General features: G+C 60.1%; 14 protein-coding genes. 6 read left to right on the top strand and 8 right to left on the bottom strand.

Annotated features, from left to right (window positions below):
• Positions 1-15: 15 nt before the first annotated feature.
• The 3 genes from RCH09_RS02790 to RCH09_RS02800 all read right to left on the bottom strand — a co-directional run bounded on the left by RCH09_RS02790 (position 16) and on the right by RCH09_RS02800 (position 2,631).
• Positions 16-1,077: a phosphotransferase family protein gene (locus RCH09_RS02790; protein ID WP_326939511.1), complete on the bottom strand. Its 1,062-nt coding sequence runs from the start codon at positions 1,075-1,077 to the stop codon at positions 16-18.
• A gap of 73 nt (positions 1,078-1,150) precedes the next feature.
• Positions 1,151-1,855 (bottom strand): histidine phosphatase family protein, encoded by a 705-nt coding sequence (locus RCH09_RS02795; RefSeq protein ID WP_326939512.1) that lies wholly within the window; start codon positions 1,853-1,855, stop codon positions 1,151-1,153.
• Positions 1,852-2,631 (bottom strand): oxepin-CoA hydrolase, alternative type, encoded by a 780-nt coding sequence (locus RCH09_RS02800; protein ID WP_326939513.1) that lies wholly within the window; start codon positions 2,629-2,631, stop codon positions 1,852-1,854. Before RCH09_RS02800 ends, RCH09_RS02795 begins: the two co-directional genes overlap by 4 nt.
• Positions 2,632-3,071: 440 nt before the next feature.
• Here RCH09_RS02800 and RCH09_RS02805 point away from each other — a divergent pair, with 440 nt between their 5' ends.
• Positions 3,072-4,898: a type IV pilus assembly protein FimV gene (locus RCH09_RS02805; protein ID WP_326939514.1), complete on the top strand. Its 1,827-nt coding sequence runs from the start codon at positions 3,072-3,074 to the stop codon at positions 4,896-4,898.
• A gap of 64 nt (positions 4,899-4,962) precedes the next feature.
• On the top strand, positions 4,963-5,619 hold the full coding sequence (locus tag RCH09_RS02810; protein WP_326939515.1) for a glutathione S-transferase family protein: 657 nt from the start codon (positions 4,963-4,965) through the stop codon (positions 5,617-5,619).
• A gap of 17 nt (positions 5,620-5,636) precedes the next feature.
• Here the strand turns inward: RCH09_RS02810 and RCH09_RS02815 are convergent, their stop codons facing one another.
• From RCH09_RS02815 to RCH09_RS02825, 3 genes are all read right to left on the bottom strand, one after another.
• A complete protein-coding gene (locus RCH09_RS02815) occupies positions 5,637-6,776 on the bottom strand; it encodes an HD-GYP domain-containing protein (protein ID WP_326939516.1) in 1,140 nt (379 codons plus the stop codon).
• 125 nt (positions 6,777-6,901) lie between these two features.
• Positions 6,902-8,077 (bottom strand): pyridoxal phosphate-dependent aminotransferase, encoded by a 1,176-nt coding sequence (locus tag RCH09_RS02820; RefSeq protein ID WP_442784993.1) that lies wholly within the window; start codon positions 8,075-8,077, stop codon positions 6,902-6,904.
• The gene (locus RCH09_RS02825) at positions 8,077-8,526 is read right to left on the bottom strand and encodes a putative toxin-antitoxin system toxin component, PIN family (protein ID WP_326939518.1); all 450 of its coding nucleotides are present in this window, start codon (positions 8,524-8,526) and stop codon (positions 8,077-8,079) included. The genes RCH09_RS02820 and RCH09_RS02825 overlap by 1 nt, the downstream gene beginning before the upstream one ends.
• Positions 8,527-8,559: 33 nt before the next feature.
• Here RCH09_RS02825 and yaaA point away from each other — a divergent pair, with 33 nt between their 5' ends.
• Positions 8,560-9,336 (top strand): peroxide stress protein YaaA, encoded by a 777-nt coding sequence (gene yaaA / locus RCH09_RS02830; RefSeq protein ID WP_326939519.1) that lies wholly within the window; start codon positions 8,560-8,562, stop codon positions 9,334-9,336.
• Positions 9,337-9,383: 47 nt separating this feature from the next.
• On the opposite strand, the gene RCH09_RS02835 is transcribed toward yaaA, so the two are convergent.
• A complete protein-coding gene (locus tag RCH09_RS02835) occupies positions 9,384-10,187 on the bottom strand; it encodes an outer membrane protein assembly factor BamD (protein WP_326939520.1) in 804 nt (267 codons plus the stop codon).
• 153 nt (positions 10,188-10,340) lie between these two features.
• On the opposite strand from RCH09_RS02835, the gene RCH09_RS02840 reads away from it, so the two are divergent.
• Positions 10,341-11,270, top strand: coding sequence for an RluA family pseudouridine synthase (locus tag RCH09_RS02840; protein WP_326939604.1), 930 nt, complete (start codon positions 10,341-10,343; stop codon positions 11,268-11,270).
• A 55-nt stretch (positions 11,271-11,325) separates the two neighbouring features.
• Positions 11,326-12,030, top strand: a complete 705-nt coding sequence (gene pgeF / locus RCH09_RS02845) for a peptidoglycan editing factor PgeF (protein ID WP_326939521.1) — start codon at positions 11,326-11,328, stop codon at positions 12,028-12,030.
• On the opposite strand, the gene RCH09_RS02850 is transcribed toward pgeF, so the two are convergent.
• The gene (locus tag RCH09_RS02850; protein ID WP_326939605.1) at positions 12,027-12,251 is read right to left on the bottom strand and encodes a hypothetical protein; all 225 of its coding nucleotides are present in this window, start codon (positions 12,249-12,251) and stop codon (positions 12,027-12,029) included. The genes pgeF and RCH09_RS02850 overlap by 4 nt on opposite strands.
• Before the next feature lie 63 nt (positions 12,252-12,314).
• On the opposite strand from RCH09_RS02850, the gene phaC reads away from it, so the two are divergent.
• A complete protein-coding gene (gene phaC / locus RCH09_RS02855; RefSeq protein ID WP_326939522.1) occupies positions 12,315-14,012 on the top strand; it encodes a class I poly(R)-hydroxyalkanoic acid synthase in 1,698 nt (565 codons plus the stop codon).
• Positions 14,013-14,014 lie beyond the last annotated feature (2 nt).

Here is a 14,014-nt window from a genome sequence, read left to right on the forward strand (position 1 = left end):
CGTCTCCTTGTGAAATTATTTGCCCTGGCTGGCGTAGCGCCAACCCATTTCAGCCATCGGACGTGCCGCCTGGCCGGATTTGAGTGCCTGTGCGCTGGACGCCGTGCCATCGACGTAGCGCTTCATGATGCCCTGCAGGATGCCGGCCATGCGAAACATGTTGTAGGCCAGGTAGAAATTGAAGTCTTCGGCACGAATGGTCTTGCCGGTGCGGGCGCAATAGGTGGCGATGTACTCGGCCTCGGTCGGGATGCCGAGCGCCTTGTGATCCAGTCCACCGATGCCGCGGAACTGGCCGGGCGGAATGTGCCAGCTCATGCAGTGATAGGAAAAGTCGGCCAGCGGATGCCCCAGCGTCGACAGTTCCCAATCCAGGATCGCCAGGATGCGCGGCTCGGTCGGATGAAACATCATGTTGTCGAGTCGGTAGTCGCCATGCACGATACTGGTTTCGTCGCCGGGTGGGATATTCAGCGGCAGCCATGCCATGAGCTGATCCATCGCATCGATCTTTTCGGTTTCCGAGGCTTTGTACTGGCGCGTCCAGCGATCGATCTGACGGCCGAAATAATTGCCGGGCTTGCCGAAGTCGGCCAGGCCGATGGCGGCGTAATCGATGGTGTGCAGCTGGGCGATGACGCGATTCATTTCATCGTAATAGGCGGCGCGCTCGACTGGCGTCATGCCCGGCAGGGATTGATCCCACAGCACCCGTCCCTCGACATATTCCATCACGTAAAAGGCGCGTCCGATGACGGCTTCGTCGGTGCACAGCAGATATTGTTTTGCGGCTGGAAAGCCGGCCTTGCTGAGCGCATCCATGACGCGATATTCGCGGTCGATGGCATGCGCCGAGGCCAGCAGTTTGTCGGCCGGGCCGGGTTTGGTGCGCAGCACGTAATGCTGGCCGTCACTGCTGATCTTGAAGGTGGGGTTGGATTGGCCGCCCTTGAACTGTTCGACCGTGATCGGTGCGGAAAAGCCGCCAAGATGCTGCTGCAGATACGCCTGCAATGCCGCGACATCAAATTTCTGGCGATCGGCGACCGGCATGGTCCCCATGAAGTCTTCGTACATCGTGTCTCCTTCGTTTTGCTTTTTTGTATTCTATCCGAATGAATCGTACGGTCGTACTATTTCTTCCGGAGTCTCACAATCCGCGGAATTTTCGGTATTGGTCGAGCAGCGCTTCCATCGTGGTGCCGCGATAGTCGGCCTGTAGCGTTGCGGGCGGCGCAAAGTTCATCATGCGCACCACGCAGTCGGAAGCGGTCTCGCCGAGATCGAGGACATTGATGCAGCCGGCCGTCTGCGCCAGATTGCCCAGGTATAGCCGTTGCCCGGTCAGGGCGTACGACAGGATGGCGCGGTTGACGCCGCCATGCAGTACCAGCAGCACGGTGTCCCACGTAGTATCGGTACGCAGCCGGTCGATGGCGGGGTAGACGCGGTCGAGCAGGGCGCCAATGGTTTCACCGCCGAGGAATTGCTTGTGCTCGGGCACGACACCTTCGAATGCGCCGGTAAACGCCTCCTTCAGGTCGGCGTCGGCGATGGCTGCCAGCTTGCCGCCCTTGAGCTCCTGCAGATCCGGCCATGGTTCGAGGGCGATCTGCTGGCCGGTCTCGGTCAGCACCCGCTGCGCGGTTTCCATCGTGCGCGGCAGTCCGGAAACGATGACGCGATCAAACTGCACGCAGCCGTTGGCGAACACCTTGCCGGCGGCGCTGGCCTGAATCCTGCCCTGCTCGTTGAGCGGCACCGATTCCGGCGGGTAGGGCTTGCCGCTGGTATCGAAATAGCTCACGCTGCCATGTCGCATCAAATAGATGCGCCGCCGGGTCGGGCTGCTCATCGGTAGTGTGGCGCGCGTTTTTCAAAGAAGGCAGTGATGCCTTCCTGGGCGTCGCGATGATGCAGGCTTTCGATGAAATTGTCCTTTTCGGCCGCGAAGTGTGTGGTCAGCGAATTGCCTGGCGCATCGCGCAGCAAGCCCTTGATGCGTTCCACGGCATTGGGCGAGCGGCCCGCCAGTTGTTCGGCCCAGGCCAGGGCCGCATCCAGCGCGCTGCCGTCTGGCACGACCCGGTTGACGATACCGAATTGCTGCAACCGTGCGGCGCTGACCGGCTTGCCATCGAGCAGAATCTCACTGGCCAGCTGGCGCGGCAAACTCTGCCCGAGGAACCAGGAACCACCGCCGTCCGGCGTGAGTCCGACGCCAATGTACGCCATCAGAAATTGGGCGCTGTCGGCAGCGACGATCAGGTCGCAGGCCAGCGCGAGCGAGAATCCCGCGCCGGCAGCGCCGCCTTCGACAGCTGCAATCACGGGTTTCGGGCAATCGCGCAAGGCTTCGATCCAGCCATGCAACGCATCGATCGACGCGGCTTGCTCGCCCTTGGGTTGCGAACGCCGCGCCATCAGCTGGTTCAGATTGCCGCCGGAGCAAAAGAAACCGTCGGCGCCGGTCAGCACCACGGCCCGGATTGCATCTTCGCGTTCCGCGGTGGCGAGGGTTTCGATGGCGGCGGCAGCCATCGCCGGATCCAGCGCATTGCGTTTGCCCGGATTGGACATCGTCAGAATCAGGGTGGCGTCGCGGCGCGTGGCGGTGAGTTCTGCGGACATGGTCAGGAATTCAGGAAGAGAAACGATCAAGGAGTCGACCAGCGCCTTTGGTTTTCGGCGCGGGCTGTTCGGGAGTAATGGAAGCTTGCTTGCAACTTCAACATAAATCCATGAGAATGCATTTAAACACACTGATGACGCGGGCTGAAGCCCTTTTGCCAATGATTCTTTGCCTTCTCCCACCGAATAATCCATTGCCATCTGCGTGGCCAGATCCAGCACCTGCGTCAACTCCATCCCGCCAATCGCATTCCTGGTCGCGTTTTCCAGCGTCTCCCGCGTGAACTATCAGTCGTTGTTGATGCCGCAGACGCACGCGCCGTTTTCTTTCCCAGAATGTTATTTCTTTTCTGCTGGCCGGATTTTGTGTATATGATTGGTGTGGATTCATAGTAACTATTGGTTGTAAAAAGAGGCAATTGAAAAGGGAACATGAGAAGATGCTGCACCAATTGCGCACGCCGGAATTGACCCGTATTGCGTTCGCCGTACTGGCCGCGTGGATCGGCACCGCGCAAGCGGTGGGTCTGGGTTCAGCGCGCGTGCAGTCCGCTCTGGGCCAGCCGCTGCAAGTAGTGATCCCCCTGATCGGCACTGTCGGCCCGGATCTGACATCGGCCTGCATCAAGGCCCGTCTGGAATCGTCTGACGGCGCATTCATGAGCAGTCCCAACGTGGCATTGCGGCGTGCCGGAGCTGGCTCGGTCATCCTGTTGTCGACACGTGCGACCGTAAATGAACCGGCATTGACGATCTCCGTTGACCTGGCGTGCGGCGCGGTCGTGCACCGCGAATTTCAGGTGCTGCTCGATCCGGTCGGCAACCTGCCGACGCTTGCCGATGCCGCCGACTTGCCGCTGCTCGACACCGCTCCAGTCGCTACATCGTCCCGTACTGAAAATATCCCATCCACAGTGGGTCGTGCCCGCAACCTGAACCCAAGGGCGCGCACGAATTCCGCTATCGCCGGCACCGCTAACAGCAACGCGCCCGCCAAACTGACGCCGGCCGCAACGCTGGCGCCCATCGGCGCACCGCGCAGCGTGCTCAAGCTGAGCAGCGACAGCTTGAGCAACGAAGACCTGGCCGCGCTCGGTCATCTGAAATTGAGCGGTGCGCTGGTCGATGCCGTCAGCAGCTCCGATGAAGTGCAGCGCCAGGAAATCCGTGACGCCCAGCGGCGCTTTGCGATGATCCTGCGCGGTGAAGATCCGCAGCGGGTTGCCGAACAGGCGCGTGCAGCAGAGCAGAGTCGCAATCTCCAGTTGACCCAGCAGGCGGCAACCAGTGCCAAACAACGCGACGCCGATCGCGTGGCGCTGGACGACCTGCGCCAACGCACATTGCCGTTCGGCTGGATGGTCGGGCTGGCGGCCTTGTTGCTGGCCAGTCTGGGTGCGGTTGGCTGGCTGTCGTGGCGCCTCTCTGCGCTGCGCAGGCAAGCGGTCAACGAGCCGTGGGATCGGACCGCGGCCTTCACCGAGCCCGAGCCGGAATTCATCCATGACGAACCGGAAGCGGACGTGTTCAGTCCCAACGAGTCTCAGGGTGTCGCCGGCGCAAGGCTGTTTGCCGACAGCGCCAAGGCGCCGGCCGATCTGGGTTCGGTGCCGGAATTCCTGCGCACGTCCGCCAGCCCGGCCCCTACGACCGGTACCATGGAATACACGCCGTCGCCCTTGCTGTTGTCGGAGATGGTTGAGTCCTCAAGCGGGGCGGCCGCGGCTGCACAAGTCGATGCATTGCAGTTTTATCCCGGCAAGGTGGAACACCTGAAGGTGGAAGAAATTTCCGACGTGATGCAGGAAGCCGAGTTCTGGATGTCGCTCAATGACCCGCAGCGTGCCATTGAAATTCTTGAGCCGTATGGCGACGTCGAGCGGCCGGAGTCGCCGATGCCGTGGTTGTTTCTACTCGACCTGTACCGGTCCAACCACGAGCAGGCCAAATATGAGGCGCTGCGCGAGCGTGCCGGGACGGTCTTCAATGCGCGCATCCCGCCCTGGTCCGATGAAGGCAGTGAGATAGTCGACGGTCGCTCGGTGGAGGATTTTCCGCACATGATCGAGCAGATCTGCGCATTGTGGGAGACCGACCAGATCGTTCCGTATCTCGAATCGCTGGTGTTCGACAATCGCGAAGGTATTCGCACCGGCTTTGATCTGTCCGTTTATCAGGACATCATGATGCTGATGGCGATTGCGCGTGGATTTGACCGAACCCGTCGCACCCAGCCGTTCGGTGATCCACAATTGGCCAATGAATAAGAACGGCGGATAACACGCCGGACAGCTTTGATAACCAGCATACAAACGAAGGAGACTGGCGCAAATGATCAAGTTAGGCGGTTTTGCACTGAGCAATTATTACAACAAGGTCAAGCTGGCCTTGCTCGAAAAAGACATTCCTTTCGAAGAGGTACTCTACTGGGCGGATCGCTCGCCGGCCCTGCTCGAACGCTCTCCGCTGGGGAAAATACCGTTCATCGAAACCGAGCAGGGTACGCTGTGCGAATCCCAGGTGATCGTTGATTATCTGGAACAGCAATTCCCGCAAGTGCCCCTGCTGCCGGCCGATCCGTTTGCGGCGGCCAAAGTCAGGGAGTTGATCGTATTTCTGGAGCTGCATCTGGAACTGGTCGCGCGCGAGCTGTATTTCGAAGCGTTCTTCGGCGGCAGCGTGTCCGACAGCATCAAGGCGCGCACGCACAAACTGTTGACCCGCAACGTGAAGGCATTCACCCGCATGGCCAAGTTCGGACCCTACCTTGCTGGCGCCGAATTCACGATGGCAGATTGCGCGGCGCTGGCACATTTTCCGTTGATTGCAATGGCATCGAAAAAAGTGCTGGGCGAGGATGTGCTGGCGGACTTGCCGGTGCGGGAGTATCTGGCGATGCTGGCGGAACGGCCACACGTACAGCGCGTCAATGCAGACCGCAAGGCCGCACAGGCGCGCGCAGCAGAGAACAAACCGAAGCTTGATTGAAGTCGTGCGGGCAGGATCTACAGGATCGCTTCGCTGCCCCACAGTTGCTGCATGCTGAAGCGTACCGCAGCGTTTTCAGCATGAATCACTTCCCGGATCGCCAACAATGACTTGGACGAATCGCGCTTGATCGGAAATGACAGCGGGGCGCCACGCGGCCCCAGCAATGCATGCACGATCGGCGCGGTAGTGGTTGATCCTTTGGCGGTAACGACGCCGACTTCACCGTTCTCCAACCGAACAAACGTGCCGCACGGATAAACCCCCAGTTCATTGATCAGGGACTTGGCCATGCGCTGGTCGATGTTCTCCTTGTCGACAATCAGAATGTCGCGCAACGCAGCGTTCGGCAGCATCGGCTTGCGATAATTGCGGTCCGACACCCGGGCGCAGTAGCGGTCGGCGATGGCAATGATCTTGGCGTTGTCCGGCATCTCGGCGCCAGTTTTGCCAAACGGATAGCCACTGCCATTTTCGTTTTCGTGGTGCAGCAGAATGTAATTGAGCCAGTCCTGGTTGGTCACGCCGACATCGCGCAATAACTTGACCGTTTGCTCGGGGTGGGCGTGGATGGCCTGTCGATCCGGTTCCGCCAGCGGCTCCTGCCGTGCCTGGAATTGTTCCTGCTCGCGCAACATGCCCAGATTCATGGTCAGCGCAGCGGCTGCAATGACGGTGGTTTCTTCCTTTGACTTGCCCATGCCGCGCGCGATCAGGATCGATACGATGGCGGTGTCGACGCAGTGGCGCACCGGGTAATGTCCGGAGTCCTGATTGAGCAAAATGGTGGCCATCGCAATGTCGCGATTGAGCGTCGTGGCAAACTGGAGCGCATTGGCCACCTCCAGGAATTTTCCCTGAATGTCCGGTTCGTTGCCGAGATTGAACTGCAGCCGTTCGAGCCGCTTTTCGGCCAGATTGATCATGCGCAGGATCGAGGGCGGTTCGCGCAATGTCGCCGCCGCTGGCGCCTTGCTGCCACCCCCATTACGATCGCCATCAATGAACATGCCACGTGAAATCAGCGTGTCGATCTGCTGTTCGCGCTGGATGACCTGGCCGCGCTTGAGCAGCAGGTTGCCGGAGGCGTCAGTAACGTCCCACTGTAGCGGTTGCCCCAGCGTGATGTCGGACATACTGATGCGGCGTTGTTCCATGTTTTATCCGGTTAGAGACTGAATTGCAGAAAATTGCCTGGCTGCGATCTGTGGGAACGAGTACCGGAAACCGGCTCTTCGTAGATGAATAATAGGCAGTTGCCGTAAAAAATGCACTAAAGAAACTAAACTGTCGATAACAATCCAACAGAAACGGCTAATGTTGTCTCTTTTTTTGCAAAACAGAACCGTACGATGCCCGATTCGCGGGGCTGGCTGTAAAAGGCTGACACCGGAATGGCTGCGACGCCGACTTTGGTTGTCAGCCAACGCGCAAAGTCGACCTCACCCAGCGTCGAGACGGCAGAATAATCCACGCACTGGAAGTAAGTGCCGTCGGCTGGCAACAGGCGCAAGCGGCTGTTGGCGAGGCCGGCACGAAACAGATCCCGCTTGCGCTGATAAAACGCCGGCAGGCCCAGGTAGGCGGCGGGGTCGAGCAGGTACTCGGCGATGCCGTATTGCATGGGAGCGTTGACGGTAAACACGTTGAATTGGTGCACCTTGCGAAACTCCGCCGTCAGTGCGGCCGGGGCGGCAACGTAGCCAACCTTCCAGCCCGTGACATGGAACGTCTTGCCGAAGCTGGACACCACAAAGCTGCGCGCTGCCAGCAGCGGGTGGCGGCATACCGATTCGTGCCGGGCGCCGTCGTAGACCATGTGTTCGTAGACTTCGTCGGACAGGATCAGGATATCGGTGTCCTGCACGATGTCCGTCAGCGCGAGCATGTCGGATTCACGCAGGATCGAGCCGGTCGGATTATGCGGGCTGTTGATCATGATCAGCCGGGTCTTGCCGGTGACTGCTGCGCGAACCGCGTGCCACGGCACTTCATAACCGTTCTCACCCAACTGCATCTGCACAAACACCGGGATGCCGCCGGCCAGTTCGATGGCCGGTGCATAGCTGTCGAAGGCTGGCTCAATGACGATGACTTCGTCGCCCGGATGCACGCAGCACAACAACACCGTCAGCAATGCCTGGGTTGCGCCGGCCGTGACGGTGATTTCGTCGGTGGCGTCATAGCTGGTGCCATATAGCGATGCAATTTTTGCGCCGATGGCCTCGCGCAATGGCGCCACGCCGGCCATCGGCGGGTATTGGTTGAGCCCGCGCTGCATCGCGCGTGTCACTGCATCGACGAGGGCCGGGTCGCAATCGAAATCGGGAAATCCCTGCCCGAGATTGACGGCATTGTGTTGGGTCGCAAGTGCCGACATGGTACTGAAAATGGTTGGGCCGACATGCGGCAGGCGTGATTGCAGGGCAGGTGTTTTCATGGTCGGGACGACGTTCATCAGATGGAATTGGTACTGCTCGGCGCCACCCAGGCTTGCGGCGGAAGGATCAGAAACAGACCCGCACGACGGGTCTTGCCGGCCAGTTTGAGCAACGCCTTGTCCTTGGTGATCAGGACTGCCGCCTGCGCGTCGCGCGCCAGTTCGAGGAATTTCTGATCATCGGGATCACGGCAGATCGGCAGCCTGACGGCATCGACATCGACCGGCTGCGGCAGGCACATGATCAGGCGGTCAAACTCGGCGCCGCAGCGCGCGCGTGCCGCTGCGTCGAGCTGCAGGTGCGCATAGCCCAGAACGATCAGCCACTCCATGCGGCAGTCGGCGCGCGTGACTGCTTCGACCGAGCCATCGTTCAGCGCGGCCAGCAGCGCGTGCCAGCGCGGGTCGCAAAACACAAACAGGTCGAGACAGACATTGGTATCGATGACGATGCGATTCGGTATCATTGCGGGTCGCGTCTTTCCATCGGATTATTTTTCATGCTCATTGTTCTGTCGCCAGCCAAAACGCTCGACTATGCCACACCAGTCAACACCGAAGTTTTTACCCAGCCCGATTTTGTCGAACGTTCCGCCATGTTGATCAAGGCCCTGCAAAGTTTGAGCGCCGCTGAAATCGGCGCATTGATGCACATCTCGGACCCGCTGGCCGAACTCAATGCGACGCGTTATGCCAGCTGGAACAGGAAATCGACAGTCAGCAATGCGCGCCAGGCGGTGTTGGCGTTCAATGGCGACGTCTACGAGGGGCTCGGCGCCAGCAGTATGGAACCGGCCCAGCTGGATTACCTGCAGCGACACCTGCGCATTTTATCCGGGCTGTATGGCGCGCTGCGCCCGTTGGATCTGATGCAGCCGTATCGCCTCGAGATGGGCACCCGGCTGGCAACGTCCGGGGCGCAGGATCTGTACGCGTTCTGGGGTGACCGTGTCAGTACCGCGCTCAATGCCGTGCTGGCTGAGCGACAGTCCAGCGCGCTGGTCAATCTCGCGTCGGCCGAGTATTTCAAGGTGGTTCGCCCCGGTCTGCTGCGGGTGCCGGTGATTACGCCGGTATTTCAGGACTGGAAGAACGGCCAATACAAAGTCATTTCATTCCATGCCAAACGGGCGCGCGGGCTGATGGCGCGCTATGCCGCGCAGCATCAGATCACTGAGGTCGAGCAACTGCGTGACTTCAACCAGGCCGGTTACGCATTCGACGCCAGCGTGTCCGAACCAGCGAAATGGGTGTTCCGGCGGGGCTTGGCGGAATAAAAAAAGGGCCGCAATGTAGCGGCCCTTGTTTGTTCGCAGTTGGCGAGTTACCAGAATTTCCACCATGGGTCGGTCTTGCCGGCCTTGTTTCTGACGATGTCGCTCTCGGCGTTCGGATAATTCTTTTTCAGTACCCGATCGGTGTCGTCGCGCAATTCCGGCAATCCCAGCGCGTCATAGCTGCGCTTCATGACGAACAGGGCTTCTTCGGTGGCGGGCGCTTCCGGATATTCCTTGACGGCGAACTGTGCACGGTTGACCGATGCCACGTAAGCCCCGCGCCGATAGTAATACTTGGCGACATGGACTTCGTGTTGCGCGATCGCGTTCACCAGATAGCGCATGCGCAGCCGGGCATCCGGCGCATAGACACTGTCCGGGAAGCGTTCGACCAGCTGCTTGAATGATTCAAACGCTTCGCGCGCCGCTTTCGGGTCGCGCTCGGTCGGATCCTGGCGCGAGACAAAATCGAACAGGCCGAGTTTGTCGTTGAAGTTGATCAGGCCACGCAGGTAGTACATGTAATCGACATTCGGATGATTCGGATGCAGCTTGATGAAGCGCTCCGTCGCCGCCAACGCCTGTGGCTGGTCGCTCTGGCGATAATAGGCGTAGGCCACTTCCATCTGCGACTGCTGGGCGAACGTGCCGAACGGATAGCGTGATTCGAGCTTCTCAAAATATTTGATTGCGCTGTCGTAGTTTCCGCTTGCCAGTTCATCGCGCGCCTCCGCGTATAATTTGGACGCAGACCAGTTTTGCGTTTCGTCTATTTTTTCAGGAAGCAAACCGCAAGCCGAGGTTGCCAGGACAAACGCCAACAAGGCGCACTTCATTAAATTTTTTTGCATAGTCTTTGCAAGAATCAATCTGTTTCACCACAAGAGGCTGATTATAGCCGATGGGACTTTTCAGTGAAACTAACTCCACCGCTGCAAGATGCGGAACCCGTGATCGAGCTCGATTCAGACGATCAGGAAGACTTTCAGGCCGGCTTGCCGGTCATGGCGCCAATCACCCTCGATCTGACTCCGGGCGATTGCGGCGAACGACTCGACAAGGTAGTTGGCCGGCTGGTGCCGCAGTTTTCGCGCAGCCGAATGCAGCAATGGATTGACGACGGTTTCGTCACCGTCGACGGCAAGGTCGGCCGCACGCGCATGACCGTGTACGGCGACGAGCACATCGTTATCCTGCCGCAGGCCGCGCCGGAAGACACGGCCTTTGCGCCGGAACAGATGGCACTCGATATCGTGTTTGAAGACGATGCCATCATCGTCATCAACAAGCCGGCCGGACTGGTGGTCCATCCGGGTGCCGGGAACTGGTCGGGCACGCTGCTCAATGGCTTGCTGCATTACCTGCCGGCGCTGACCGGCGTGCCGCGCGCGGGAATCGTGCATCGACTCGACAAGGACACCAGCGGACTGATGGTGGTCGCCAAGACGCTGGAAGTGCATACCGATCTGGTGCGGCAGCTGGCGGCGCGTTCGGTGCACCGCGAGTATCTGGCGCTGGTGTGGGGCACGCCCAACCTGTCGGGCACCATCGATGCCGCAATGGGCCGGCATCCGCGCGACCGCATCAAGATGGCGGTGCTGGAAAGCATGACCGCGAAACCGGCGATCACGCATTTCGAACGGCTGGCGTCTGGCATGCTGGACCGGCGTCCGGTGAGTTTGATGCGCTGCCGGCTTGAAACCGGCCGCACCCACCAGATCCGCGTGCACATGCAGTCGATCGGCTTTGGCCTGGTGGGCGATTCCCTGTATGGCAAAGCCCACCTGGCGCCGGTGTTCCACCGCCAGGCGTTGCAGGCGTGCCGGTTGGGCCTGGTCCATCCGGTGTCGGGCGAGGATGTCGAGTGGCACGTCGCGCTGGCGGCCGATTTCGCCGGCCTGATTGCCGGTGCCGGCATTGACGAGCCGGAGTAAGGCGAGCGCGCTTCTGCAACCGCAGTGGCCGCATGCGCCAGACCGGATTCGCGCATTGAGCACCCGGCGCGGTGCTGGCGTAAGCCGGCCTCCGTTTGACGACGGCGCCGGTCACGGTGGCTTCAATCTGGGGACGCATGTGGGCGACCTGCCAGCGCATGTCGCACAGAATCGCGCCAGCCTGCGGGCGCTGTTGCCGGCCGATCCAGTCTGGTTGATGCAAGTGCATGGCAGTAACGTGATCGATGCGGCCGATGCCGTTGGCGTGCCGCAGACCGACGCCAGCCTTACGACCCGGCCCGGCGTCGTGTGCGCGGTCATGACTGCAGATTGCCTGCCGGTGCTGTTCTGTGATTTCGCGGGAACGGTTGTCGCTGCGGCGCATGCTGGCTGGCGCGGTTTGGCCGGTGGAGTGCTGCAGCAAACCATCGCGGCAATGCGTGCGGCGGGCGCCGGCGACATCACGGCATGGCTCGGTCCGGCCATCGGGCCGCAGCACTTCGAGGTTGGCGACGATGTGGTGAGTGCGTTTGACGGCAGTGATCCGGCGGCGCGCAACGCCTTCGTTGCGTCAGCCGGAAAACCCGGCAAGTACCTCGCGGATATATATCAGTTGGCGCGCCTGATCCTGCATGCGCAGGGCGTGTCGTCGATCAGCGGCGGGGACCGCTGCACGGTGCGCGAGCAGCACGAATTCTTCTCGTTCCGGCGCGACGGACAAACTGGCCGGATGGCGTCGCTGATCTGGATCCAGCCCTAGTTGTTGGGTTCGGTTTGGTCTGCGGATAACGCTTGTGTTTGGCGCGATTTTTCTTGCGCTTGACGGTTCCGCTTGCGTTGCGGTGTCCCCATCACGTATAAAATGATTGACAACGGAAACACGCAATAGAACAAGAACGTCATCACTCCGGCGACGATCGTTTGCTCCGTCATCGACATCAGCAGCACGACGTAAATCCAGGCGATGGCAACCATGATCATGGCCATATTCATTCCGATCGAAACCGATAAACCGCAACGATACGCCCAAATGAAAAGGCCAGCATGACTAGTCCTGATCCACTTGCCGCTATCCCTGACTGGATGGCACAGTTGGCCGACCCGGCCCACTGGCAGCATTTCCTGACCCCGATGCAGAACGCGCCGCTGCCCGATGGCGCGGCGATTGCCATCGATCCGGCCGCGTTGGCCAAGATGCAGAGCGAGTACACCGAGGCGCTCGGCAAATTGTGGCAGGACACGATGGCGTCGCGCAGTCCGGTGCTGGCCGACAAGCGCTTCGGTGCGCCGGCCTGGCAGGCCAACGGGTTGAGCGCTTTCAATGCCGCGGCCTATTTGCTCAATGCACGCTTCCTCAATGCAATGACCGATGCCGTCAAGGCGAGTCCCAAGGTCAAGGAAAAGATCCGCTTCACGGTGCAGCAGATGACGGATGCGATGTCGCCGGCAAACTTTCTGGTGACCAATCCCGAAGCGCAGCAAATGCTCATCGATACCAAGGGCGAAAGTCTGACCCGCGGCCTTGCCAACATGCTCGCAGACATGCGCAAGGGCCGTATTTCGCAAACCGACGAGACTGCCTTTGAAGTCGGCAAGAACGTCGCCACCACGGAAGGTGCGGTGGTGTTCGAAAACGCGCTGTTTCAATTGATCCAGTACAAGGCGTTGACGAAAACCGTCCATGAGCGCCCGCTGCTCATCGTGCCGCCCTGCATCAACAAGTTTTACATTCTGGATCTCCAGCCGGACAATTCGCTGGTGCGCTATGCCGTCGCCGAAGGGCACACGGTATTCCTGGTGTCATGGTGTAACCCGGACAGATCGCAGGGTGATCTGACCTGGGATGACTACATCGAACACGCAGCGTTGAAGGCCATCAGGGTGGTGCAGGAAATCTCTGGCCAGAAGCAGATCAATGCGCTGGGATTTTGCGTTGGCGGCACGATCCTGTCGACCGCGCTGGCCCTGCTGTTCGCCAGGGGACAAAAGCCGGTCGCGAGCCTGACGCTGCTGACATCGTTCCTGGATTTCTCGGATACCGGCATCATCGACGTCTTCATCGACGAGACCCAGGTCGCCTTGCGTGAACAGCAAATTGGCAAGGGCGGCCTGATGGAAGGCAAGGATTTCGCCTCGACCTTTTCCAGCCTGCGGCCGAACGATCTGGTCTGGAATTACGTCAAGGCGAATTATCTGAAAGGCGAAGAGCCGGCGGCCTTCGACCTGCTGTACTGGAATTCCGACAGCACCAATTTGCCTGGCCCGATGTTTTGCTGGTATCTGCGCAACATGTATCTCGACAACAGCCTCAGGCACAGTGGCAAGCTGCAAGTGCTGGGTGAGCCGGTGGACCTGTCGAAGATCGCCGCGCCGACCTTCATCTACGCATCGCGTGAAGACCATATCGTGCCGTGGCATGGGGCCTACGCATCGACCGCGCTGCTCAATCCGAAGCATCCGGAACTGAACCAGTTCGTACTGGGCGCCTCGGGCCACATTGCCGGGGTGATCAATCCGGCATCCAAGAACAAGCGCAATTACTGGACCTGCGAGCAAGCGGCGCTTTCGGCCGATGACTGGCTGGCCAAGGCCACCGAGCATCCCGGCAGCTGGTGGCCGCAATGGTCCGCGTTCCTGAAAAAACATGCCGGCAAACAGATCAAGCCGCCGCGGCAATATGGCGACGCGCACTATCAACCGATCGAACCCGCCCCGGGCCGTTACGTCAAGGTCAAGGCCTGATC

The organism is Actimicrobium sp. GrIS 1.19 (assembly GCF_035984655.1).
Classification (GTDB): Bacteria; Pseudomonadota; Gammaproteobacteria; order Burkholderiales; family Burkholderiaceae_D; genus Actimicrobium.